Source organism: Pseudomonas sp. URMO17WK12:I11, from assembly GCF_007677725.1.
In the GTDB taxonomy this organism is placed as follows: Bacteria; Pseudomonadota; Gammaproteobacteria; order Pseudomonadales; family Pseudomonadaceae; genus Aquipseudomonas.
Map to the genome: position 1 here is coordinate 24,380 of NZ_VEDF01000010.1, position 21,753 is coordinate 46,132.

Annotated in this window: 28 protein-coding genes and 1 tRNA gene; 23 read left to right on the plus strand and 6 right to left on the minus strand. The window is 61.5% G+C overall.

From position 1 onward, the window contains the following. Nucleotides 1–50 precede the first annotated feature (50 nt). Complete coding sequence (locus tag FS665_RS18270) at nt 51–734, plus strand: energy-coupling factor ABC transporter permease (RefSeq protein WP_145191519.1); 684 nt, start codon at nt 51–53, stop codon at nt 732–734. A gap of 251 nt (nt 735–985) precedes the next feature. On the opposite strand, the gene yacG is transcribed toward FS665_RS18270, so the two are convergent. Genes yacG through FS665_RS18290 form a run of 4 tightly spaced genes read right to left on the minus strand, consistent with a single transcriptional unit; the run spans nt 986 to nt 3,883 of the window. Then, nucleotides 986–1,186 carry a DNA gyrase inhibitor YacG gene (gene yacG, locus FS665_RS18275; RefSeq protein WP_145191523.1) on the minus strand — a complete coding sequence of 67 codons (201 nt, stop codon included), beginning with the start codon at nt 1,184–1,186 and terminating at the stop codon, nt 986–988. Next, nucleotides 1,183–1,806, minus strand: a complete 624-nt coding sequence (gene coaE / locus FS665_RS18280) for a dephospho-CoA kinase (protein ID WP_145191526.1) — start codon at nt 1,804–1,806, stop codon at nt 1,183–1,185. The genes yacG and coaE overlap by 4 nt, the downstream gene beginning before the upstream one ends. After that, a complete protein-coding gene (locus tag FS665_RS18285; RefSeq protein ID WP_145191529.1) occupies nt 1,806–2,672 on the minus strand; it encodes an A24 family peptidase in 867 nt (288 codons plus the stop codon). Before FS665_RS18285 ends, coaE begins: the two co-directional genes overlap by 1 nt. A 2-nt stretch (nt 2,673–2,674) precedes the next feature. Continuing rightward, nucleotides 2,675–3,883 carry a type II secretion system F family protein gene (locus FS665_RS18290; RefSeq protein WP_145191969.1) on the minus strand — a complete coding sequence of 403 codons (1,209 nt, stop codon included), beginning with the start codon at nt 3,881–3,883 and terminating at the stop codon, nt 2,675–2,677. 217 nt (nt 3,884–4,100) lie between these two features. Here FS665_RS18290 and FS665_RS18295 point away from each other — a divergent pair, with 217 nt between their 5' ends. From FS665_RS18295 to FS665_RS18395, 21 genes are all read left to right on the plus strand, one after another. Continuing rightward, entirely contained in the window at nt 4,101–4,511 is a 411-nt protein-coding gene (locus FS665_RS18295) for a pilin (RefSeq protein WP_145191532.1), read from the plus strand. A gap of 71 nt (nt 4,512–4,582) precedes the next feature. Beyond that, a tRNA-Thr gene (locus FS665_RS18300) sits at nt 4,583–4,658 on the plus strand. A gap of 161 nt (nt 4,659–4,819) precedes the next feature. Beyond that, nucleotides 4,820–6,133 carry an integrase arm-type DNA-binding domain-containing protein gene (locus FS665_RS18305; protein ID WP_145191535.1) on the plus strand — a complete coding sequence of 438 codons (1,314 nt, stop codon included), beginning with the start codon at nt 4,820–4,822 and terminating at the stop codon, nt 6,131–6,133. An 81-nt stretch (nt 6,134–6,214) separates the two neighbouring features. Further along, complete coding sequence (locus FS665_RS18310) at nt 6,215–7,207, plus strand: hypothetical protein (RefSeq protein ID WP_145191538.1); 993 nt, start codon at nt 6,215–6,217, stop codon at nt 7,205–7,207. A 124-nt stretch (nt 7,208–7,331) separates the two neighbouring features. Continuing rightward, complete coding sequence (locus FS665_RS18315) at nt 7,332–7,601, plus strand: AlpA family transcriptional regulator (RefSeq protein WP_145191542.1); 270 nt, start codon at nt 7,332–7,334, stop codon at nt 7,599–7,601. Continuing rightward, nucleotides 7,601–7,903, plus strand: coding sequence for a helix-turn-helix domain-containing protein (locus tag FS665_RS18320; RefSeq protein WP_145191545.1), 303 nt, complete (start codon nt 7,601–7,603; stop codon nt 7,901–7,903). Before FS665_RS18315 ends, FS665_RS18320 begins: the two co-directional genes overlap by 1 nt. Then, on the plus strand, nt 7,900–8,547 hold the full coding sequence (locus tag FS665_RS18325; protein WP_145191548.1) for a KilA-N domain-containing protein: 648 nt from the start codon (nt 7,900–7,902) through the stop codon (nt 8,545–8,547). The genes FS665_RS18320 and FS665_RS18325 overlap by 4 nt, the downstream gene beginning before the upstream one ends. Then, complete coding sequence (locus FS665_RS18330; RefSeq protein WP_145191551.1) at nt 8,544–9,026, plus strand: hypothetical protein; 483 nt, start codon at nt 8,544–8,546, stop codon at nt 9,024–9,026. Before FS665_RS18325 ends, FS665_RS18330 begins: the two co-directional genes overlap by 4 nt. After that, nucleotides 9,023–9,355 (plus strand): hypothetical protein, encoded by a 333-nt coding sequence (locus FS665_RS18335; protein ID WP_145191554.1) that lies wholly within the window; start codon nt 9,023–9,025, stop codon nt 9,353–9,355. Before FS665_RS18330 ends, FS665_RS18335 begins: the two co-directional genes overlap by 4 nt. Continuing rightward, the gene (locus FS665_RS23750; RefSeq protein WP_256675109.1) at nt 9,352–9,657 is read left to right on the plus strand and encodes a hypothetical protein; all 306 of its coding nucleotides are present in this window, start codon (nt 9,352–9,354) and stop codon (nt 9,655–9,657) included. Before FS665_RS18335 ends, FS665_RS23750 begins: the two co-directional genes overlap by 4 nt. Continuing rightward, nucleotides 9,654–9,869, plus strand: coding sequence for a hypothetical protein (locus tag FS665_RS18345; protein ID WP_145191558.1), 216 nt, complete (start codon nt 9,654–9,656; stop codon nt 9,867–9,869). The genes FS665_RS23750 and FS665_RS18345 overlap by 4 nt, the downstream gene beginning before the upstream one ends. A gap of 54 nt (nt 9,870–9,923) precedes the next feature. Further along, nucleotides 9,924–10,214, plus strand: a complete 291-nt coding sequence (locus tag FS665_RS18350; RefSeq protein WP_145191561.1) for a hypothetical protein — start codon at nt 9,924–9,926, stop codon at nt 10,212–10,214. After that, complete coding sequence (locus FS665_RS18355; protein ID WP_145191564.1) at nt 10,207–10,431, plus strand: hypothetical protein; 225 nt, start codon at nt 10,207–10,209, stop codon at nt 10,429–10,431. Before FS665_RS18350 ends, FS665_RS18355 begins: the two co-directional genes overlap by 8 nt. After that, the gene (locus tag FS665_RS18360; RefSeq protein ID WP_145191567.1) at nt 10,428–11,318 is read left to right on the plus strand and encodes a toprim domain-containing protein; all 891 of its coding nucleotides are present in this window, start codon (nt 10,428–10,430) and stop codon (nt 11,316–11,318) included. Before FS665_RS18355 ends, FS665_RS18360 begins: the two co-directional genes overlap by 4 nt. After that, nucleotides 11,305–13,104: a DUF927 domain-containing protein gene (locus tag FS665_RS18365; protein ID WP_145191570.1), complete on the plus strand. Its 1,800-nt coding sequence runs from the start codon at nt 11,305–11,307 to the stop codon at nt 13,102–13,104. Before FS665_RS18360 ends, FS665_RS18365 begins: the two co-directional genes overlap by 14 nt. Nucleotides 13,105–13,440: 336 nt before the next feature. Continuing rightward, nucleotides 13,441–13,743, plus strand: a complete 303-nt coding sequence (locus tag FS665_RS18370; RefSeq protein ID WP_145191573.1) for a hypothetical protein — start codon at nt 13,441–13,443, stop codon at nt 13,741–13,743. Next, on the plus strand, nt 13,740–14,339 hold the full coding sequence (locus FS665_RS18375) for a hypothetical protein (RefSeq protein ID WP_145191576.1): 600 nt from the start codon (nt 13,740–13,742) through the stop codon (nt 14,337–14,339). Before FS665_RS18370 ends, FS665_RS18375 begins: the two co-directional genes overlap by 4 nt. Before the next feature lie 3 nt (nt 14,340–14,342). Further along, entirely contained in the window at nt 14,343–15,281 is a 939-nt protein-coding gene (locus FS665_RS18380; protein WP_256675110.1) for a hypothetical protein, read from the plus strand. A gap of 71 nt (nt 15,282–15,352) precedes the next feature. Then, nucleotides 15,353–15,940, plus strand: a complete 588-nt coding sequence (locus FS665_RS18385) for a tail assembly protein (RefSeq protein WP_145191579.1) — start codon at nt 15,353–15,355, stop codon at nt 15,938–15,940. Between the two features lie 8 nt (nt 15,941–15,948). Continuing rightward, nucleotides 15,949–19,317: a phage tail tape measure protein gene (locus FS665_RS18390; protein ID WP_145191582.1), complete on the plus strand. Its 3,369-nt coding sequence runs from the start codon at nt 15,949–15,951 to the stop codon at nt 19,315–19,317. After that, a complete protein-coding gene (locus tag FS665_RS18395; protein ID WP_145191585.1) occupies nt 19,317–19,601 on the plus strand; it encodes a hypothetical protein in 285 nt (94 codons plus the stop codon). Before FS665_RS18390 ends, FS665_RS18395 begins: the two co-directional genes overlap by 1 nt. 75 nt (nt 19,602–19,676) lie before the next feature. Here FS665_RS18395 and FS665_RS18400 read toward each other — a convergent pair whose 3' ends face one another. Both FS665_RS18400 and FS665_RS18405 read right to left on the minus strand, forming a co-directional pair. After that, complete coding sequence (locus tag FS665_RS18400) at nt 19,677–20,285, minus strand: hypothetical protein (RefSeq protein WP_145191589.1); 609 nt, start codon at nt 20,283–20,285, stop codon at nt 19,677–19,679. A 148-nt stretch (nt 20,286–20,433) separates the two neighbouring features. Continuing rightward, the gene (locus FS665_RS18405; RefSeq protein WP_145191592.1) at nt 20,434–20,748 is read right to left on the minus strand and encodes a hypothetical protein; all 315 of its coding nucleotides are present in this window, start codon (nt 20,746–20,748) and stop codon (nt 20,434–20,436) included. A 100-nt stretch (nt 20,749–20,848) separates the two neighbouring features. On the opposite strand from FS665_RS18405, the gene FS665_RS18410 reads away from it, so the two are divergent. Beyond that, nucleotides 20,849–21,142, plus strand: a complete 294-nt coding sequence (locus tag FS665_RS18410; RefSeq protein WP_145191595.1) for a terminase small subunit — start codon at nt 20,849–20,851, stop codon at nt 21,140–21,142. Nucleotides 21,143–21,753: the final 611 nt, after the last annotated feature.

Below are 21,753 nucleotides of genomic sequence, written 5' to 3' on the forward strand. Positions count from 1 at the left end.
CACGTAGCAGGGTATAGACTCGGTTAACCACTACCGGGAGTGAGTCGTTCGTGATCAGTGCACCCGTCCTGTCGGCCGCCAGCCTGAGCATCGGGTGGCTGGCTTATCTGCCACTGCTGGCCTGGGCCGCATCGCGCACGCGGTGGATCGAATTGTGCGCTGACCGGCGCCGCCAGCACCTGCTGTTCGGCACGGTGTTTTGCCTGTTCGCCCTGTGGCTGGTCCGGCGTGATTTCGACACCGGTGTGTCGTATCACTTCCTGGGCATGACCGCCGTGACCTTGCTGCTCGACTGGCCCCTGGCCGTGCTCGGCGGCTTCATGGCCCAGCTCGGGTTGCTGGCGCTGGGGCGTCAGGACCTGGCGGCATTGGGCGTGAACGGCTTGTTGCTGGTGGGCTTGCCGGTGCTGATCACCGAAGCCTGCGCGAACGTGGTCGAACGCACGCAACCGCGCAACCTGTTCGTGTACATTTTCTGCTCAGGCTTTTTCCCTGCCGCCTTGACCGTGCTGATCTGCGTGCCTGCCGCGCTGGGCCTGTTGTGGCTGGACGGGCGCTTCGCCATGCCCGAGTGGCTGAGCGATTTCATCGGCTACCTGTGGTTGATGATGTTCCCGGAAGCCTTCATCAACGGCATGCTCATCAGCGCTTTGGTGGTGTTCTGCCCAGACTGGCTGGAAACCTTCAACCGCACCCGTTATTTGCAGGCGCCCTGGAAGGATGGAGGGGGATGATTCGGCATGCATGCGTTTCTCTGAGCCTCAAGCGCCAATCTCGCTGGGCTGCACTGGGTCAGCTGGATTGCAACAAGCACTTCTCATATGAATGGGATCTTAGTGTGGGAGCGGCCTTGCGTCGCGAAAGGGCCGCAGAGCGGGCCCGGTAATTCAGGCCGCGAAGCTGAAACCCCGAGGGCGCTGCGCACCCTTTTCGCAACGCAACGCCGCCCCCACAAAGTGCACTGCCCGCGTTCGAGGCCAAACCCTCAGTGCCGCGGCTCTAACTCCCCAGAAAACAGCTCATCCTCCGCATCCGGCGCCACCGGAATCTTATGTTCCTCAGCCGCCCAGGCCCCCAGATCAATCAGTTTGCAACGGTCAGAACAAAACGGCCGGTAGGCGTTTTTCTCATGCCATTCCACAGGTGCGCCACAGGTCGGGCAATCGACGGTCAATGGCTGGCTCATGGCTGGCCTCCTCGTAAAGTCAGGTAAAAATCGTGCAGGCGGTCGATCTGCCCGTGCAATGCCGCAAGATCGCCGTCATTGACCAGCACATCGTCAGCATGGGCCAGGCGCTCGTCACGCCTGAGCTGAGCCTTGAGAATCGCCTGCACCTGCTCGGCGCTGGTGTTGTCCCGCGCCAAGGTACGCGCCACCTGCACTGCCTCTGGCACATCGATCACCAGCACCCGCTGCACCTTGCGGTACTGCCCCGACTCGATCAGCAGCGGCGAGACATACACCGCATACGGCGACTCGGCCTTGGCCAGGTAGCTGAAGATCTCCTGCCCAATCAGCGGGTGCAGCAGTTGCTCCAGCCACTGGCGCTGCACCGGGTCGGCAAAGATCAGCTGGCGCAACGCCGCGCGATCCAACTGCCCATCGCCCAGCAATACGCCAGGCCCAAAGCGCTCGACGATGCTGGCCAGCGCCGGGCGACCGGGCTCGACCACCCACCGCGCCGCCTGATCGGCATCGACCAGGTGCACGCCCAGTTCGACGAAACGCTCGGCAGCCGCGCTCTTGCCGCTGCCAATGCCGCCGGTGAGCCCGAGAATCCACGGGGTGAAGGCCTTGGTGGTCATCACATTCCAAACAGTTGCAGGTAGAAGGCGTGTATTTCATCACCCCAGAGCACAGCAATCCACCCCGCAATCGCCAGATACGGCCCAAAGGCTATCGCCGTGCCCACCGACTGACGCCGCAGGCGCAACACACACAGCCCTGCCACCACCCCGATCACCGACGACAACAGCAAGCTTAGCGGCACCACCTGCCAGCCACCCCAGGCACCGATCAACGCCAGCAGCTTGAAATCGCCGTAGCCCATGCCCTCCTTGCCGGTGAGCAACTTGAACAGCCAGTACACCGTCCACAGGCTCAGATACCCAGCCACCGCGCCCCACAGCGCATCGAACAACGGCACCACCACGCCGAAGGCATTGACCATCAACCCCAGCCATAACGTCGGCAGCACCAGCACATCGGGCAACAGCTGCTGATCCAGGTCGATCAAGCTCAGCGCCAGCAGGCTCCAGGTCAGCGCCAGCAACACCAAAGCCTCAAGCCCGGGCGCGGAATGCCATACCACTGCCACCGATAACAGCGCACACACCACCTCCACCACGGGGTAGCGAGCACCGATCGGTTGCTTGCACGCCGCGCAGCGACCACCCAGCGCCAGGTAACTCAGCAGCGGGATGTTCTCCCAGGCGCGGATGGCGTGCTTGCACCGGGGGCAGTGCGACGCCGGCCAACACAGGTCGAACTGTGCAGGCTCCTCGGTGGGCAGGCCCAGCATCTGTTGCGCTTCCTGGCGCCACTGGCGCTCGAGCATGATCGGCAAACGATGCACCACCACGTTGAGAAAGCTGCCCACCAGCAGGCCAAGCACCGCCATCAGGCCGATGAAATACGCCGGTTGCTGAACGAGAAAGGTCCAAACCATCATGATCAGAGCAAACTTCCCAACTGAAAGATCGGCAGATACATCGCCACCACCAACCCCCCGACCAGCACCCCGAGGATCAGCACGATCGTGGGCTCCAGCAGGCTGGTCAATTGATCGAGCGTCTGGCTGACCTGTTCTTCGTAGTGGCTGGCCGACTTGGCCAGCATCGTGTCCAACGTGCCGCTCGATTCACCAATGGCCGTCAGCTGCACCAACAACGGCGCGAACACGCGATCCTCCGCCATCGCCTGGTGCAGCGCCTGCCCCAATGCCATGCGCTGGCGCAGGCGCTGCACCGCCTGTTCATGCACAGCGTCACCGCAGGCCTTGGCCACCGTGCCCAATGCATCCAGCAACGGCACCCCGGCTGCATAGGATGTGGCCAGCGTCCGGGCGAAGCGCGCCAGGGCGGCTTGGCTGAGCAGCCTGCCAAACACCGGCAGACGTAACGCCTGCCGGGTTATCCACAAGCGTGATGTCGCATGCGTTTTGAACAGTCTCGCCAACCCCATCCCACCCCCGACGATCAAAACCAACAAAAGCGGTGCCACGCGTCCGAGCCCTGTGGATAAATCGATCACCCATTGGGTAAAGCCGGGCAGCTGCGAATCGAACCCGGCGAACAAGCTTTCAAAGCGCGGAATCACCTCCAGCAGCAACACCGCCGACACGCCCACCCCCGTCAGCAACAGCAATAGCGGATACAACATCGCCTTGCGCACCCGCTTGAGCAGCAGCTGGCGCTGTTCCAGCAACCCCGCCAACTCCTCCAACAGCCGGTCGAGCGTGCCAGACTGCTCGCCCACGCGAATCAAGTTGCAATACAACCCATCGAACCACGCTGGATGCCGCTGCAATGCATCCGCCAGCCCCATGCCCGCACCCACATCCCGTTTCAATTTCTCCAGCACCTGCGCCTGCCCCGCCGAACACCCACTGCGCCCCATCACCGCAAAGGCCTGCAACAAAGGCACTCCCGCCTTGAGCAACGTCGCCAGTTGCCGACTGAAACTGGCCGGTTCTGCCTTGTGCCGCGCCTTCGGCAAGCGCCATGCAACCCCGCCAGCCGGTCGCAAGCTCAGCACCTCGATGCCCTGCCGCTGCAGGCCCGCCCGCGCATACGCCGGGCTGCGCCCACTGACTTGCCCGCCAACTTTCGCCCCATGGGCATCGATGCCCCGCCAGGTGTAGAGATGCGTGGAGTGCTGCATGCAAAACGTCCTTTTCTGCCAGTGCGACAAGCCTGGAAACAGCTTGCCTCGCCCAAGACCGAGCGCGTGTCCCTGTTGCTCACTAGAGTAGTTCGGCGAAGGCGAAGTCCAGCGCCGCAGGGGTGACAAAAGGTGTCTGTTCAGGCCTACTGCGCCGCTGCCAGCTGGAGCCGAGCCTGACCTCCACGCGTACACGTATCAATTAAGGAAATCGTTCATGAAAGGGCAGCGCGGTATTACCCTGATCGAATTGATGATCGTCGTTGCGATCATCGGCATCCTGGCGACCATCGCCATCCCGATGTACACCAACCACCAGTCACGCACCCAGGCCGCCGCCGGCCTGCTGGAAATCAGCGCACTGAAAACCGCCATGGACCTGCGCCTGAACGAAGGCAAGAACGTCACCAACGTCACCGAACTGGGCGGCCAGCCGACCACCAGCAACTGCGCCATCACCGCCAGCGGCACCGCCGCTGACGGCACTGGTAGCCTGGTCTGCGCCCTGGTCGAAGCCCCGGCCAACATGGCCGGCAAAAGCCTGACCCTTACGCGCTCGACCACCGGCTGGCGCTGCACCACCGACATCGATGAAGACCTCGCGCCGAAGGGTTGCACGGCGTCGTGAGGGCAGGGGGATAAAGGCCGGAGAAACAGGGGTTTACGCGGCAGGCGTGGCAGTGGTACGTTGCGCTACACGCCGGTGTAGCTCAGTCGGTAGAGCAGCGCACTCGTAACGCGAAGGTCGCAGGTTCGATTCCTGTCTCCGGCACCATCCATCTGTTCCGTTACGTCTCTTCTTGCATACGGAGCCTCCTGAAAAGCCCGCCAAGTGCGGGCTTTCTTGTTTATGGCTGTCTCGTTCTGTCTCTAGGTATATACCGAATTTAGGTATACGCTAGGGTATACGCCGGTTCGACGAGAAAACGTATACCTATGGCACGCACCGTTACGCCCCTCTCAGACCCCAAATGCGAGGCCGCCAAGCCGCGGGACAAGGACTACACCCTGTTCGACGGCCAGGGCCTGTTCCTGCTGGTCAAGAAGAACGGCAGCAAGATCTGGCGCATGAAGTTCAAGCGGCCGGATGGCAGGGAGGGGCTGGCCACTTTCGGCAACTACCCCGCATTGACGCTCAAAGCCGCCCGTGAGCGCCGGGCCGAAGCGCTGGGATTGCTGGCGCATGGTAAAGACCCGATCGAGAGTGCCAGGCAGGGGAAGGTCGAAGCGGCGAATGCGAGGGCCAACACCTTCGGGGTGCTGGCCAAGGACTGGCATGAGGCCTGTTCCAAGAAATGGTCACCAGGACATGCGGCGACGGTATGGCGGCGGATCGAAACTTACCTGCTCCCGGCCCTGGGCCAGCGTCCGGTGGCCGGCCTGAAGACCCGCGACCTGCTGGCGCCGCTCAAGGCTGTGGAGAAGCGGGAAGTTCTGGATACTGCCGGCCGACTACGGCAGTACATGACTGGGATCATGCGTATGGCTGTCCAGCACGGGCACATCGACACCAACCCAGCGGTAGACCTTCAGGGCGCAACCGCCACGCGCAAGACTGTCCACCGGCCTGCGCTGGCGCTGGATAGGCTGCCCGAGCTGCTGCAAAGAATCGACAGCGATACCGGCCGGCCGCTGACGCGCCTGGCCACCCAGCTCACCCTGCTGGTCTTCATCCGATCCAGTGAGCTGCGGTTTGCTCGCTGGCCAGAAATCGACACCGGTCGCTCAATGTGGGAAATCCCCGGAGAGCGCCAGCAGATCGAGGGCGTGAAGAACTCGCACCGCGGCTCCAAGATGAGCACGCCCCACCTGGTGCCTCTGAGCCGCCAGGCACTGGCCACGCTTGAGCAGGTGCGCCAGCTCACCGGCCGCTTCGACCTGGTGTTTGCAGGTGACAGCAACCATTGGAAGCCAATGAGCGAGAACACGGTGAACAAGGCGCTTCGACGCATGGGCTACGACACAAAGACCGAGGTGTGCGGGCATGGGTTCAGAGCCATGGCCTGTTCCGCGCTCGTCGAATCGGGACTGTGGAGCAAGGACGCGGTAGAGCGTCAGATGAGCCACCAAGAACGCAACAGTGTGCGAGCGGCCTACATCCATAAGGCCGAGTACATTGAGGAGCGCCGGCTGATGGTTCAGTGGTGGGCGGATTATCTGGACGCCAATCGGGTGGCCTTCATAACACCTTATGAATACGCCCATCGAACAGAGCGCGTTGCGAATGTCACTACCATCAAGAGAGCGTAGCGCTGTCCCAGATTAGGGCGGGGAAAAGCGCCGTATGTGGAGATCCTGCATGCGCATGCACAAACCTTACGGAAGCTTTGCATGAGATTTTTGAAAGATCCTGAGCCTGTCGTGTACGAGGATAGACTCCATTGCATGGTTAGGTTCGACCCCATTCCTGATGGAGTCGCCTATAACGATAGTGATCCGTTCTCGCCGTACTTTTTTTGCCCGGAAGGTATGGGTTTCAACATCGTCTATGGAGACATCGTAGAGCTTCTGAATGGGTTCACCACTTCCGAGGTGGGTGAAATCCGGAAGCTCCTTGTCACGTCTGCCGACGATGCAAAACTGGAATATCGAAGCTATATCGAAGAAGCACTTCCCGGCCTCAGCGCAGACGAATATGACGGCGCTGCCAAGATGATACGGGAGAATCGACGCTCCGAGCTGCTGAGAATGTTCCCCCCATCGGATATGAGCCTTTCCAACGGGAAAGAAGTTCTCGAGGCGCACATCTGGGCCGTTTATGCGTTAGAGGAGTTCAAGCTTGCGCTGGATTTCGCCTCGATTCCCCCTTTCGCTGATGACAGAGAATCACTCTCCAAAAGCGGATACATTGAGGACATGTTAGATCTGGAATTCCCCCTGCGCATGCCAAAGCCCACCAAGTATGCTCGGGCGGTTCGCGCTATCGGGCGACAGAAATCGAACATGATGGATGCTGCCACAAGGCTCGTTTTCGCGACGAAGCATCTCCAATATGCCTTGGTTTTGCTGCACTCCAACCAGATTCAAAAGGATCGTGAGGCGCTTCGAGCCGTACAAGATAGTCGAATGAAAGGGTTGAATGAAATCAACCGACTCAAGGACGAAGCGGCGAAACAGGCCTTGAAGCTGGCAAGCACCCTCTGGAACAAGGATTTCGACAAGAAGATTCGCATCGGCGATATGGCGGATTTGGTTTATCGGAAGCTTGCTGATCAAGGTTTCGGATTGGCTCTTCCCGGGACTAGTGATCGCTTGAAGGAGTGGATCAAGCCGGTAGCTCCAGACTACGCGCGCAAGGGCGGGCGTCGAAAGAAAATATCGTAATCGTGACGGTTATGTAGGTTTCCGTTACGGATATCATCATTTGCGTCACGTCCTACCAATTTTTTCACTTTCTATGCTTGGTCAATCTGTCTCCCGTCATCTACACCAATAGCGGGAGACACTTATGGCAACCTTAGATTCAGCTGCGGAGGCTGCGAAGAACACCTCTTCAAGCTTTGATCCTGCAATCACCTTGATCCGCATGCCAGCCCTTGAGGCTATTACCGGTCTCGCTCGGCCCACTGTTTACAAGCGCCTCAAAGACGATCCAACTTTCCCTCGACCGGTGCCACTGAGCAATAGCAAGTCCCGCGGATCTCCCGTGGGGTTTGTTCTGTCCGAAGTCGAGGCCTGGGTTCGTCAGCGCATCGCTTTACGCGAGGTCGCTGCCTAATGAGCAAAAGAAAGGCCGACCAACAGGCCAGCCCCAAAGATATGCAGGTCCATGATACCAGCGGCAGCGCGCAACGTAGTCGTCTTCTTGCGCACCTGCGCCAACATGGTTCGATCAACACCTTCCAGGCCATCACGCTGCTGAACATCCTGCGCCCTGGTGCGCGCATCTCTGAGCTGCGGGACCAGGGCCACAACATCGTCACCCACCTAGGCACGCTCAAGGATGACCAAGGCCGTGAGCACCAGAAGGTGGCCACCTACTTTCTGAGCGCCAGCCCGGCGCAGAAGGTGGCGGTATGACGGCCAAGATCATTCCGTTCGATTACCAAGGGCACGCCGTACGTTTTGATGGCGATGGCTGGCTTCATGCCACTGCAATCGCAGAGCGATTCGGCAAAGAGCCTCACGAGTGGCTGCGTCTGCCCGACACCGTGTCCTACTTGGCGGCCATTTCTAAAACCGGGAAATTCCCGGAATTGGTTAGGACCAAGCGCGGCCGCTACGGCGGTACCTGGCTCCACCCAAAGCTGGCGGTAGTGTTTGCCCGCTGGCTTTCTGTGGACTTTGCCGTCTGGTGTGATGAGCAGATCGACGCCCTGCTGCGCGGTGAGCAAGGCAACTGGCAGCAAGCCCGCCTGCAATCCGCAGTCGGCTATCGCGGTCTCTGCGATGCCTTGGCCATCGCTTGCGAGGAGCGCGGTACCTCGCCCCAGCGCCATCACTTCATCAACGAAGCCCGGTTGATCAACCAGGTGATCACAGGAGAGTTCGCGGGCCGGGATCGTGATCAGCTCAGCGCCGAGGAACTGCTGCTGGTGTCCCTCATCGAGATCCGCGATGTGCTGCTGATCGGCCAAGGGAAGGACTTCGACACCCGCAAAAAGTCTCTGCTGCGCTACATCCAGAGCCTGCGTGCCAAGCACCTCAGGAGGGATGTTGCATGATGCTGGCGCTCAAGAATCGCGATGAGCGGTCGATAATTCTGGTTGCAGGCAATCGTGATGCTCGGTATGGTTCGCCCAAATCCACGGTAAATCCCGTGGTCGGGTTTGGTCGCCCGAGCAGATACAGGCGCAACAGCGCCCCATACACGATTGCAGGCGCTTTTTTTGTGCCCGCAGTGACGCTTTATGGTGGCTGTGTGCAGGACACCTTCGGGTGTGCCGGGTTCCTGTATCTCCGGTCGACCAACCTGTACACAGCTGCCACCCATTCGTTTGGTCGCGAACGTGGCAGCTCTCAATCTGATACGGGAGCTACACCAATGCACGCCCTCACTCCGTCCAAAATCCGCGCATACGCCCACCGGCGTCTGGCCCTGGCCGCACTTCGCGCAAACTCGTCCTTGTCTGTCCGCCTCGCCCGCTACAACCATCACGCCGAAATCGCCCGCGCCCTGGAAGCGCAAGGCGGTGCCCAGTGACTCACATTCAGCAGGCCTCCGAAGCTGTACAGGGCTTCATCCAATCTCAGGTCGTCATCACTATTCCCGGCCAGCTATCGATCTGCCTTCCCCCGGTGGTGGGGCGCAGCCTTGCCGGTGGCATCGCCACCTTGGTGAAAGCCGAGTTCCCGTGCGCTTCCATCAGCATCCAGGGCCGTTGCCGCGACTCTTTGGTTGGGCTGGGCGATGCTTTGCGCGTGTCTGATGAGGTCCACGCCGCGGTTGTGGAATGTCAGCGCCAGCCGCACCCAGGGGCTGCGCTGGTGGAGCATTTCAAGGCAGCAGCCCATGTCGGAGGTGCCCAATGAGCCACTTCCCAAGCGCGGCGATCCTTGAAGGCAAGGTGCTGCCCGAGGCGGTACTCGATGCCCGCGATATGTGCTCGATGAACTTCGCCCGAGAGGAGTTCAATAAGCTGGAGCGCATCCTCTTGCCGCTGCTCGACCCGCTGCTGTGCAACGAGGGAAACACCATCGCCTCTGACGTTGCTCGCCACCTTGAGCAAATCCGCATCTTTAGTGCCAACTTCTGCTGGAAGCATCGCCACCTGGGCGCCTCGTATGGCGTCGTAGGCAAGCGTGCTGACATGGACGGGAGGGCGAGCGCATGAGTTCTCTTATTCCGCTGCCCGATAGCGCTCAAGACGACCTGCGCGACGTGCAAGGCTTGCTTGTGCTGCTGAGCATGGCCCTGGCGCTGATAGCCGCCCCGACCACGCCCGTCATCGTCGCCCGCGTCACCGCCGTGATGGCGCAGCACACCGCCATGGCCTGGGCCGAACTACTGGGCGACGTGATGGATGAGCAAGGGGGCGATCTGTGACGACCGTTACCACCGCCGCGTTCCTCGCGACGACTCAGAACTAAGGGGTTAAACATGACCAGTTTTCAACAGCGCCTTGCTGCGCTGACGGGATCGGCTTGCCCGAAGAAAGCCACCGAGTTGTTTTACGTGAGTCATCCGAAGGTCGAACGGGCCTTGCTTGGGCCTTTCCTGAGCCAGGCCGACGCCGAGTGTGGGCGCGTAGTTTTGCGTAGCGCTGACGCGGTGGTGACGGCCTGCCTCGTCGAGTCGCTGAACGAGCTGACCTACTGGCACGCGGCGAACAATGGCCAGGTCTGCCGGGCCTTCGCTGGCGCTGTCTCCAGGGAGGTGCGCCATGGATAACCCGAGCAAGGCGACCGTCTCCCTGGAGGCCCGGTCCCGGCGTGTAGCTGCCCGCCACGGCTTCCTGGCCACCAAGAGCCGCAAGCGCAGCCTGAGTGCCGACCATGGCGATGGCTTCATGTTGGTGGATGCCTCGACCAACCGTGTGGAGGCCGGCGAGCGTTACGACCTCAGCGCCGAGCAGGTCATTGCCTGCTTCGACAAGGGGGACGTATGACCGACGCGACGATCCTTTTCCGTGACGCGCTTCAGTCGGCCTACGGGCCGCTCGACTGGCTACCCCTGGACGATGGTGAGATTCACCGCTTCCACGTCCCTGGCGACAAGTCCGGCACGCTCAATGGCTGGTACTGCCTGTTCGCCGATGGTATCGCCTCGGGCGCGTTCGGGAGCTGGAAGACAGGCGGCACCAGCACCTGGTGTAGCCGTGAGCCGGTCGACGCCCGCGAAGCCGAGCAGGTGCGCCAGCGCATCGAGCAGGCCCGGCGCCAGCGGGAGGCCGAACGGCAGCGGCGCCAGCTCAGAGCGGCGGGCCTAGCACAACGCTGGTGGCGTGATGCTCGCCGCGCTGACCCGGCCCACCCCTACCTGGTCGCCAAGTGCATTCGTGCCCACGGCTTGCGCCAGCGTGGTGACGACCTGCTGATCCCTCTGTACGCCGGTGGTGTGCTGGTGAACCTGCAACGGATTGCCCCGGACGGCGACAAGCGCTTCCTGTATGGCGGGCGGATCAAAGGCGCCTATTCGCCCCTGGGGGGCATCACGCCGGGTAGGCCACTGTGCATCTGCGAAGGCTGGGCGACGGGCGCCACGCTCCACTCAAGCGGCTACACGGTCGCCTGCGCGATGAACGCCGGGAACCTGAAAGCGGTGGCGCTGGCGCTACGGGCTGACTACCCCGGCACGGAAATCATCATCGCCGGCGACGACGACCGCCAAACCGAAGCCGAAGGTAAGGGCAACCCGGGGCGCACCGCCGCCCATGACGCCGCCGCCGCGTGTGGTGGCCTGGTGACCTTCCCCGAGTGGCCAGCCGATGCGCCGCTGACCCTTACCGACTTCAACGACCTAGCTGCTTGGAGGTGCCGTCATGCGCCCGCCTGATACCAACGTCATCAACCTACGCCCCGAAGCGCCCAGGGTCGAGCCTGACCGCCCGTGCTGGGGTGTGTACGAGCACTGGGTAACCAACGAGAAGGGCCGCAGGCTCAAGCCCGGCGTCTATTGGCACACCTTCAAGCGCAACGCCGGCGACGACGACAGCGACGACGACAAGACCGACCGCCCGATTACTGACGAGTGGATCGCCACGCCGGTGATCGTCGCTGCCCGCACCACCAACAGCGACGACGGCAGCGAAGGCCGGTTTCTGCGCCTGCTCACCGACAACGGCCCCAAGGAGTGGATCATTCCCATGGAGGTGTTCGGCGGGAGCGGAGAGGACGCCAGGCGCACGCTGTTCGGCATGGGCGTCATCATCGCCCTGAAGAAGCGTGGCCAGTTCATGGAGTACCTGCTGGACCAGCGCCCTGCAGAGGTGTTCGCCACCACCTGCCGGCCCGGCTGGCATGAGTCGGGTGCCTTTGTGCTGCCTGGGCGCACTATCGGCAGCGACAAGGTCCGCTATCAGGCCAGCGCCAAGGGGCAGAACCTGTTCAGCGTGCGCGGCAGCCTGGAGGGCTGGAAGGCCGAAGTAGCGTCCAAGTGCGAGGGCAACCCGGTATTGACCCTGGCCATCGGCTGCGCCCTCGCTGGCCCGTTGCTGAGCCTGGTAGGCGTGCTGGGTGGTGGTGTTCACCTGGTGGGCGACAGCTCCAGCGGCAAGTCGCTGGCGCAACTGATCGGCTCGTCCGTATGGGGCGATCCCGGCATATTCGCCGCATCGTGGGACATGACCAAGGGCGGCTTGGAGATCGAGGCGTCCAGCCGTAACGACACCATGCTGCCCCTGGACGAGATCAAGCGGGCCGACCCCAAGCGTGTACAGGAGATGGCCTACTCGCTCGCCAACGGCCAAGGCAAGGGCACCATGACCCGCGACCGGGAGGCCCGCGGCAAACTGAGCTGGCGCTTGCTGGCGCTTTCCAGCGGCGAGCGCTCCCTGTCCGAGCACGCGGCCATCAGTGGGAATGCCGCCCACGCTGGCGCGGAGCTGCGCATGGTCGACGTGAACGCCGGTACCCGCACGCACCGCGCCTTCGATGAATTGCACGGCCTGGAGGGCGCCGACTTCCACCGCCAGCTCACGGTGGCCGTAGGAGCGAACCATGGGCACATCGGGCCGGCATTCGTGGAGAAGCTGCTGGCCAGCGATGACCGCCCCGGCTTGCTGGAGGACTTCGCCGGTATCCGCGCCCAGTTCGTCGAGGACAACGCCCAGGCCGGGCGGGTGGCGGATCGCTTCGCGGTGATCGCCCTGGCCGGCGAAATGGCCATTGCCTACGGCCTGCTGCCCTGGACGCCGGGCACAGCTCTGGCCGACTGCCAGTTGCTGTACGGCGAGTGGTTGAGCCGGGTGGGCGGTGGCAACGCCGAGGACCGCCAGATCCTGGCCGGCATCCTCGACTTCATCGACAAGCACGGCAGTAGCCGGTTTTCGGACGTAGAAGATCAGACGCCGGACACCAAGGTGTTCAACCGCGCCGGGTACTGGGAGGCGGTGGGCACCAAGCGCCTGTACCTGTTCAACAAGTCCGCACTGACTGAGGCCGCCCATGGGCACGGGCTGGCGCGTGTCGTGAAGGCGCTGGAGGGCGCTGGCGCTCTTGCCAAGCACGATACCGACCGGGACAGCCGTAGGACCAAGAAGTACCGCCTGCCTGCTGGTGGATCTGCGCGCCTGTATGTGATCGATCCCGATGCCATGGATAGCGAAGGCGGTGGCCTATGACCGCGATCACCATCCAACGCCAATGCCCAAATGCACAGGAACCTAAAAACGTGGGGAACAGGGGGAACGGGGGAACAGCCAGTAAATACGCGGCCTGTAGCCGTCCCCCCTTATTGAAGTGTTGGGGAACAGGGGGAACACAAACATGTTTTTGAATATAAGCGCCTGTGCCTTTCATGATGTTTGGTTATCACTGTTCCCCCGTTTTTCGCGTGGGGAACACGTACCCCCGCTGGAGGCCCCTGAAACACTGGGTGTTCCCCGCGTTCCCCCGTTCCCCCGATTTTTTTTCACAGACACATTTGGGCGTTATGGAAACGCGGGTGAGGTGACGCCATGAGCCTCCTTGCCGACCTGCTCAATCACATGCCGCCGACCGTTGCTGGCGCTGGCAAGCCACCAATGGCGAAACGCGCCCCGGATCGTCCGCGCCTGGTGCTGGTCGAGCCTGCGCCATTGCCATCCAGCCCCTACGTCAACGCCGCCAATGCCACGCCTGAATGGCGTCAGGCCCGCGACCGGTACATCAGCCATGTCATGACCTGCCGGGGCTGCTATGCGCCTGGGGGTCGCCACTGCCTGGTCGGCGCCGAGCTGCGCACCGCCTACGACACCACGCCCATGGAGGCACACCCATGACGCCCACACCGACCATGCGCCTGTGCGATATCGCCTTGAAGCCAGGGATCAGCGCCAGCACGCAGCTCATCACCACCCGGCGCATCTGCCGCAACATCAGCCGTAACCTCGATTCGATCCACGCCGAGCGACGTGCCATGCGCCGTCAGGCGGGCAAGCTGAAAGCGTTCTTGCCGTTCACCCGACAGGCCATTTCCGGTCTGGAAGAGCAGGCGCAGACGCACCGATCGGTTGAGCGCGCCAAGGCGCTCGTGGCGCTGGCTGGGTTCGGCCAATCGCTGTTGCTCGACCATGACGGGCTGGCCCAGGCCCTGGGGTTCGAGCGCCTGTGCGACCTGCTGAGTGTGAACATGGTGGAGCGCGAACAGGGCAGGCGGGCGGGCGTCACCAGCCTGAACGACCTGGTGTTCACTCATGCGCTGGAGGACAGCGCAGAGCGCCGAGGGCAAGACTGGAATGACGCGCCGCTGTTCAACGCCTGCCACGCGGCCATGGCGGACTTCATCAGGGATTGTCCGGATGGCGTGTTGCCTGACCCGTTCGCACCTGGGGCGCCATTGGGGCCGAAGCTGCCGCCCAAGCTGAGGGTGGTGTAAGCCATGGCCATGCTGAAACAGGCTGATTCAGCCGAAAAAATGAGACACCGGGTTTCAGATGAGCAACGGCGCCTGGTGCTGGACCTGCGCCGCCGTCACTCGCTGCGTGAGGTGGCCGAGATTACCGGTTTGCCGCTGGGAACGGTGAAGACCCTGGTTTCACGCTCCGGGGCGTTCCGCGACAACGAGCAGCACCGCGCCTTGTTCACCCTGCCGCCGATCAGCGCCAGCACCGAGACGCTGCCGAGCGTGCCCGAGCTGCCGCCGCAGGAGGTGGTTACCGGCGACAAGGAAGTGGATGCGGTGCTCTGGCTGCGCTCGATCATCAGCACCGGGCAGAGCGCCCTGATTGAACGGGCCATGGAGGGCGCCAAGAAGATCAGGACGCCGCTCGATGCGCTGGAGAAGCGGTACCGGGATTACCTGGTGACCACCAACCCCGGCCACCCATTCGCCGCCATGTCGTCGTTCGGCTTCGCTGACCTGGATGCGCTGGCCACGCGGGCCATCGAGCAGCACCGGCTACGTCTGGAAGGCGCCGCCCGCTTCGGTGATGCCCTGCTGGCAGACACCGAGGCGGAATCGTTCTGTATCGCAGCGTTACGCGGGCTGGAGGCTACCGGCCATCTCGGTGACTTCGACAAGGGCCAGGTAGCCGCCCGGTTCAACGCCCACCCTGAGCTGCTACCCCACACCTTGGCGGATTGCCTGTACGAGCTGGACTACTGGAACCAGCTCTACCGGCTGCGCAACGCCGTGGACCGGGACGCCAGCGACGGGCCACCAGAGGCGACGGTGCGGGACTGGTTTGTGTTCGGCCTGCTGGCCCAGATCCGGCCCCGAGACAAGGCAGAGGGTCTGGCTGTGTTCCGCTACCTGATCGCCAGCCAGCGCGAGGACATGGCGGAGTCAGAGGCAATTCTTCGCAACCTGATTGGGTGACCGGCTCGATCAATCACACCACCGGGCATCTGCCCACAACAAGCGCCAGCGGCGCACCAAGGAGTCAATCCATGGCAGCTACAGCAGCACATTACACCCCACGGACGAAGGTACGCCTCGGCGGCTTCCTCCGGAAAAAATACTTCAAGGAACAGAGCTTCCTGCTGGACAGGGGCGACCCAAGGGAGGCGGTCAAGGCGATTGATGTGAACTATCCCGGGTTTGCTCAGGACGTGGCCAAAGCTGGGAGCAGAGGGCTACGGTTCGCAGTTTTCAAGAATGGCAAAAACATCGGGGAGGAAGAGCTAAGTCTGGGCGGTGCTCGTGAGCTGCGGTTCGTACCTGTGATCGAGGGCAGTAAGCGGGCCGGCCTATTACAGACCATCGTTGGTATAGCGCTGATGGTGGTCTCTCCCGCAACTGGCGGTGCCACATTTGCAGCGGGAGTGGCGTTGGTTGCCGGCGGCGTCATGCAGTTACTTAGCTCCCAGGTAAGGGGACTATCGCAAAACGCTGCTCCCGAGAACCTGCCGAGTTACGCGTTCGGCTCAGCCAAGAACACCACCGCCAGCGGTAACCCGGTCCCGATCTGCATCGGCGACCGCCGGTGGGGTGGGGCGATCATCTCTGCTTCGATTGAAGCTCAGGACAAAGCATAGGAGGCTTTATGACCAGTATTGCCGAACTTGGAATACGGATTGACAGTGGGGACGCCTCCCAGGCGGCGACTGACCTCGACAAACTAGCGGATGCCGGAAAGCGCAGTGAAGAGTCGGCCGGTAGGACTGGGCGGGCTTGGGAGTCAGCCTTGGCCGGTATGCATGGTGACACCCGCCAGATCGTCGTGGAGCTTCAGCAGCTCAATCAGAAGCAGGCTCAGTTGGCTCAGCAGATGATCACGGTTGGGCACGCGGTTACCACGGCTTCCACGGCTTTCAGCGGCGCGGCGGCCAACATGACCGCCATGCGCGCCGGTGCCGAAAAGGCTGGCCAGGCCCAGACTGTGTTGTCGACCGCGAACGACGCTGCGGCACAATCAGGTCGTCTAGCAGCGGAGAGCGCAGAGCAGCAGCAGGCTCGCCTGCTGGGAATGGCCAAGGCCTCGTTGGAAGCCAGCGAGTATGTCCAGACGCTAAATCGAGCCACCCAGCAGACGGTCGATATCACCCGCCAGGCCAACACCGTGCTGTCAGATCGCGCCAGCCAGCAAGCCGCTGTCGCTAGCAGGGCGCAGACTATCCTGGCCAATGAAGATCGGCTGGCCACCGCGTCAAAGGCGACTGCTGCCGCCCAGCGTGACGAGAGTAGGGCCCTAGGAGAGCTGCTCGGCAAAATTGACCCGACAGTTGCGGCTCTGGGTCGCCTGGATGACATGGAGCGCAGACTTCAGGGGTACCGGTCTTCCGGAGCGCTGGATGCCGAGACTTTTACCGAGTATCAGGCGAAACTCAATCAGGCCCGCACGGCCTTGGGCGGCGTGGACGCTGCCATAGGAAAGACAGGGATGAGCGCGAAGCAGACCGCCGCGGCTATGCGGATGCTGCCGGCGCAATTCTCGGACGTAGTGGTCAGCTTGCAAGCGGGCCAATCGCCGCTGACCGTTTTGCTTCAGCAGGGCGCCCAGGTCAAAGACTCGTTCGGCGGCGTCGGTGCCGCTGCCCGAGCCATGGGCGGCTATGTCGCCGGACTGGTGACGCCAGTCAGTGCGGCCGCCGCTGCGGTAGGCGTGCTCGGCGTTGCCTACTACCAGGCGGGCAGTGAGCAGGACGCGTTCAACAAGTCGATTATCCTGACGGGTAACTACGCTGGCACTTCCGGTGCCAAGCTGACGGAGCTGGCCAGGCAGATTAGCAACACCGTGGGCACTACTGGGGCAGCAGCGTCCGTGCTGGCGCAGATTGCCGGCGCGGGGGATCTCGCCGGCGATAGCTTCAAGATCGTGGCCACCACTGCCATCGAGATGGAGAAAGCTACGGGCCGAGCGGTAGACGAGACGCTGGCAGATTTTCGCAAGATCGCGGATGACCCGGTAAAGGCCGCGGAAGAGCTGAATAAGCGGTATCACTGGCTGACGGCGGCCACCCTTGAGCAAGTCCGCGCCTTGGTCGAGCAGGGCGATAAAACCGAGGCTGTGAAGTTGATAACCGAGCAGTTCGGCGAGACCATGACCCGCCGAGCGCAGATCATCAGGGAGGAAATGAGCAGCCTGCCCAAGCTGTTTGACGACATAGGCGAGGCGGCCAGCCGGATGTGGGATGGCGTCAAGGGCGTTTGGCGTGAGCCGACTCTGGATGACTCAGCGGATCGGCTGCGGCTCAGAATCCAGTCAATGGAGAACATTCGTAAAGACCTCCGCACCGAGGGGAATTACGATAAGGCGAAGCTGGACGAGTGGAAAACCCAGCTGTCAGAAATCGAAGGCCTCTCGAAGCCTGCTGGTGGTGTAGTGAGCACTCAGGGCCAGAGCGACAATGACAAGCTCAATGCGATGCTTGATCGTGCTACCCCGAAGGCTGAAAAGCTGGCGGATCGCATGAAGGAAATTGACCGGTTGGTAACTTCCAATCGCCAGCAGGGGTTTACCATCACTGACGCGCAGGTCGAGTCGCTGCGAGCCCAGGCACGCAAGGATTTCAAGGAAACAAAGACACCTACAACGCCAGTCAACCTAACGGACGTGAAGGGTTCACGTAACGCGTTGAACGAGATCCTCTCCGACTATCGCGGCTACGAGAAGGAACTGAACGCCATCCAGAAGGCAGGTGTAATTTCGCAGGAGGCCGTTTATACCCAGCGGGTGGCCTTGGCCAAGCGCCAGCGGGATGATGTGACTGGCGCTTACATGGAAGAGATCCAGGCGCTAGAGGAGGCAAAAGGGCGTTCGTCGACCACCGGCGAGCAGCGTATCCAGCTTGACCAAAGGATCGCTACAGCCAGATCCGAGATGGTTCGCGCCCAGCGTGAAGCCGACTCCCAGCTCTCAGCGCTGGCGACAAGTGAGAGCGCGCGCACCGCTAAGCAGATATCAGAATCCAAAGCCTTCGTGGATCAGCTGGAACGTGAGCGACAAGCCCTTGCTACTGCCGGCGATCGGGCGGCTTCCAGTCTTGGCCTTGGCGACCGACAGGCTGGCCTGCAGAGAGACCTAGATTCTGTGACCGACGAGTTCAACAGGAAGCGCGATACCCTGTTAGATCGGCGGCGCACGGCGCCGGATAAATACAGTTCCGACGACTACAAGCGGGATCTAGCGGACCTGGAGAAAGCCGAAAGCAGGTATCGGGATACGGTAGTATCGAACTACGACAAGATGAGTGAAGCGCAGGGCCAATGGCGCTATGGCGTTTCCTCTGGGTTCCAGAACTACCTCGATAGCGCTCGAGACTTTGCTGGCCAGGCGCAGAGCGTCGTCACCGGGGCATTCCAAGGAATGGAAGATTCCGTCGTCAATTTCGCCATGACAGGCAAACTTTCGTTTTCCGACTTTGCTAAGTCAGTAATTGCAGATATGACCAGGATCGCGGCCCGCCAGGCCATTGCCGGGCTGGCTGGGAGTCTGCTTGGATCATTTGGCGGCGCGATGTTTGGGGGTGGCACCACTGTCAGCCGTAGCGGTTTCAGCGAGGGAGGATTCGTCTCGGGCGGCAGAGCTTCGGGTGGCCCGGTAGCGCCAAACTCGCTGTATGAGGTCAACGAGTTGGGCCCCGAGCTACTCAACCAAGGCGGGCGCACCTACCTAATGATGGGGGAGGAGGGCGGGAGCATCACCCCTCTCGGCGCGAGTTCTATCACGCCTATGGCAATTCCTCAGCAGCTGTCGGGAGGTGGCGTCAGCTGCGGTGGATCGGGTGCTGCCCCTGTGGTGAATATCCAGATCAGCAGGGATGGAAGCGCCGATGTGTCCGGCGACGCAGACTTGGGGCGTCGGTTAGCCCCTCAGATCGTGAACCTGATTCGCTCTGAGATTGGGAAAAACGACCTCAAGAATGCACGGCCTGGCGGCCTGATCTGGCGAGCCAACAAAGGAACGCTCTGATGAACGACTTGGAACGACAACGCCTGATTGATGCTGTGAGCGACACCATCACAAATCAGTTTATGACCATGGTGCCGGCGCAGCCAGATGCTCATGCCTTGCGCGTGCTGCTCTCAGAGATGATAGAGACTGTCACGCTCGCCACGGCTGCCCTAATGCCTGGGTTTGAGGATGACCCAGCGTACTACATCAGAATGGGGCGGATCGGGGCGGCGCCATCGTTGGATGGGCTACTGAGGACGGTGATGGCCCCAGGCAGCAAAGCCTGGTCGCCACCGAGCTAGGTCGAAATGAAGAAGCCGCTTGGAGGGGCGGCTTCTCTCGACGGGGTGGGTACGCGCTCATTTGCTGGCGCTCACTCACTGGTTTCCGAATACATAGGTCTGGTAAGTCTCAACATACGGGGTGTATTGCTTCGGCCAATCTGAACCTCCGGTGTAGCGGCTGGCGTCATCGTACTGATACACCTGAGATACCTTCCACCCACCGCCAGTATTCTCAATTAGGTATCTGAAACGCTCGCCTCGATTGCGCCGCTTCTCATCCTCAAGCGTTCTACTTGCGCTGGATGGGGTGGCATTGATGATCTTGACTAGCGCGACTGCTCTGGTTTCGGTTTCCTGTTTGACTTCCAAGATCTCTCGATCATAGACCGATGTAGAACAGACCGAGTTACGGCTCTTCACTGACTGTTCCACTTCACCCGTGGCCACCTTTGCCACGTCAAAGTCGCCAGCGTGCTCTCTGGTATAAGCCTCGCAGCGGGCCAGCCCAATGGCAGATTCTGTGTCCAGGTAGCGCCACCAAGTCTTCAGGGCCTGGTCAGGTGATGTGTTGTTGATCTCGAAGTCGTAGCCGACAGTTGCTGCTGGCGCCTTGGATGACGAGCCGGTGCCGAAGGCCGACGACACCTTGTCGCAGGCTGTCAGGATCAAGCAAAGGGGCAGGAGGGCAATTGCCTTTCTCATAAAGTCCATTTCTCGCTGGCAGGTATGAACGTGGCATTCTGCCAATGGGGCAGCCTGCTGGCTAGGTAAGCGACCTGGTGGTGGGCGCCAGCAGAAGCCCGCGCCACAAAATCAAGGTGCGACGTTTCGTGGCGCGGGCTTCTGGCGGCTAGAGCGGTACGCGCGAAGCTGGAAACCAGAGCCACTCGCCATCTTGCAATGGGTTGTGGAAATTGCGCTTCACCTCGAACAAGTAGCGGGCACCATGGGCGCTGGCAGTCGAGATAGTCTGGGCTGATAGCCAGCCTTTAAAAGGCTCAGTCTTAAGGCCAAGCCATCCAGCGCGCTGTACAGCTCCTACAGAGCCGTCGGCACCAGTGTAGAGGGAGCGCTCATCTGGGCTGAAATGGAATGGAACTCCAGTCAGTCTGATGTGGCTATCCGTCCCCTCGTTGATATCAATATCTGCTTCTTCGAAAGCCATATCCAAGCTCCTACGCTGATTTGATCGCTACAGATACCGACAACCCGCCATCACTTCAAGTACTGCCCGAGAGAGGCACTAGAAATTCCAAAGAACTCCTATGGCGCTGACAGCAAAACAGCAGCGCTTCGTCGACGAATACCTGATCGACCTGAATGCCACGCAAGCCGCTATCCGTGCGGGTTACAGCAAAAAGACCGCCTCTTCTCAAGGCGAGCGCCTGTTGAGAAATGTTGAGGTTCGCAAGTACCTCGCCTCCCAGCGCGAAGAGTTGCAGGGCCGGGTCAAGATCACTCAGGACAAGGTGCTTCGAGAACTGGCCAAGATCGGGTTCAGCGACATTCGCAAGGTGGTGCGCTGGGGTCGATACTCCCAGCGCCAGCGACAACCTTGACGATTGTTAACAGGCAAGAGGGGGTGGCCAGCTCGGCCAGGCACTAGCATTTGCTAACAGGGCGGGGGCTCGGACGGCAGCGAGGAGCCGTTCTCATGTCAACATTTGTCAACGTCTGGCCAGGTCGCAGGCGTCGAGCAAATCAGCCAGTATCGACCCTGGTATCCACGAAATGGGTTGATCGTGCTGGATACCCGGCCTGTTTCACACAGTGCTTCAAGTACGATCGTCACGCACTCCGACTGCGTGATCCGACCGCGGTACGCAGCCAAGTACGCACTGCTGGTACGAGCTCGGGCGCTGGTACTGGGCCAACTCGTGCCGGTGGTTCGCACTACAGGTTCGCAATCACCTATGCGCGAACTGTCAGTGCGAACCTGGGCCGCCTGCCTGTTATCAAAAGTTATGGTTTCCACTCCCAGGTTTCCACGCTGGTTTCCACGGTATTGCGGGCGCCAGGTGCGCCCATGCCGCGATGAATGACCACATGACAACCACAATTCTCGCCGCCCATCTCCAGCCGATCCGATCTCAGGTTTATCAGGTTCAAGTGTGTAGGAGTGGCCAGCGTGCGCAGATGGTTCGCTTACCAGGTTCGCCCCCATAGCGCG

Coding starts and splice junctions, on each gene's coding strand:
- yacG (WP_145191523.1), bottom strand. CDS start 1,186: ATGAGCCAGCCATTGACCGTCGATTGCCCGACCTGTGGCGCACCTGTG.
- coaE (WP_145191526.1), bottom strand. CDS start 1,806: ATGACCACCAAGGCCTTCACCCCGTGGATTCTCGGGCTCACCGGCGGC.
- FS665_RS18285 (WP_145191529.1), bottom strand. CDS start 2,672: ATGATGGTTTGGACCTTTCTCGTTCAGCAACCGGCGTATTTCATCGGC.
- FS665_RS18290 (WP_145191969.1), bottom strand. CDS start 3,883: ATGCAGCACTCCACGCATCTCTACACCTGGCGGGGCATCGATGCCCAT.
- FS665_RS18295 (WP_145191532.1), top strand. CDS start 4,101: ATGAAAGGGCAGCGCGGTATTACCCTGATCGAATTGATGATCGTCGTT.
- FS665_RS18305 (WP_145191535.1), top strand. CDS start 4,820: ATGGCACGCACCGTTACGCCCCTCTCAGACCCCAAATGCGAGGCCGCC.
- FS665_RS18310 (WP_145191538.1), top strand. CDS start 6,215: ATGAGATTTTTGAAAGATCCTGAGCCTGTCGTGTACGAGGATAGACTC.
- FS665_RS18315 (WP_145191542.1), top strand. CDS start 7,332: ATGGCAACCTTAGATTCAGCTGCGGAGGCTGCGAAGAACACCTCTTCA.
- FS665_RS18320 (WP_145191545.1), top strand. CDS start 7,601: ATGAGCAAAAGAAAGGCCGACCAACAGGCCAGCCCCAAAGATATGCAG.
- FS665_RS18325 (WP_145191548.1), top strand. CDS start 7,900: ATGACGGCCAAGATCATTCCGTTCGATTACCAAGGGCACGCCGTACGT.
- FS665_RS18330 (WP_145191551.1), top strand. CDS start 8,544: ATGATGCTGGCGCTCAAGAATCGCGATGAGCGGTCGATAATTCTGGTT.
- FS665_RS23750 (WP_256675109.1), top strand. CDS start 9,352: ATGAGCCACTTCCCAAGCGCGGCGATCCTTGAAGGCAAGGTGCTGCCC.
- FS665_RS18345 (WP_145191558.1), top strand. CDS start 9,654: ATGAGTTCTCTTATTCCGCTGCCCGATAGCGCTCAAGACGACCTGCGC.
- FS665_RS18350 (WP_145191561.1), top strand. CDS start 9,924: ATGACCAGTTTTCAACAGCGCCTTGCTGCGCTGACGGGATCGGCTTGC.
- FS665_RS18355 (WP_145191564.1), top strand. CDS start 10,207: ATGGATAACCCGAGCAAGGCGACCGTCTCCCTGGAGGCCCGGTCCCGG.
- FS665_RS18360 (WP_145191567.1), top strand. CDS start 10,428: ATGACCGACGCGACGATCCTTTTCCGTGACGCGCTTCAGTCGGCCTAC.
- FS665_RS18365 (WP_145191570.1), top strand. CDS start 11,305: ATGCGCCCGCCTGATACCAACGTCATCAACCTACGCCCCGAAGCGCCC.
- FS665_RS18370 (WP_145191573.1), top strand. CDS start 13,441: ATGAGCCTCCTTGCCGACCTGCTCAATCACATGCCGCCGACCGTTGCT.
- FS665_RS18375 (WP_145191576.1), top strand. CDS start 13,740: ATGACGCCCACACCGACCATGCGCCTGTGCGATATCGCCTTGAAGCCA.
- FS665_RS18380 (WP_256675110.1), top strand. CDS start 14,343: ATGGCCATGCTGAAACAGGCTGATTCAGCCGAAAAAATGAGACACCGG.
- FS665_RS18385 (WP_145191579.1), top strand. CDS start 15,353: ATGGCAGCTACAGCAGCACATTACACCCCACGGACGAAGGTACGCCTC.
- FS665_RS18390 (WP_145191582.1), top strand. CDS start 15,949: ATGACCAGTATTGCCGAACTTGGAATACGGATTGACAGTGGGGACGCC.
- FS665_RS18395 (WP_145191585.1), top strand. CDS start 19,317: ATGAACGACTTGGAACGACAACGCCTGATTGATGCTGTGAGCGACACC.
- FS665_RS18400 (WP_145191589.1), bottom strand. CDS start 20,285: ATGAGAAAGGCAATTGCCCTCCTGCCCCTTTGCTTGATCCTGACAGCC.
- FS665_RS18405 (WP_145191592.1), bottom strand. CDS start 20,748: ATGGCTTTCGAAGAAGCAGATATTGATATCAACGAGGGGACGGATAGC.
- FS665_RS18410 (WP_145191595.1), top strand. CDS start 20,849: ATGGCGCTGACAGCAAAACAGCAGCGCTTCGTCGACGAATACCTGATC.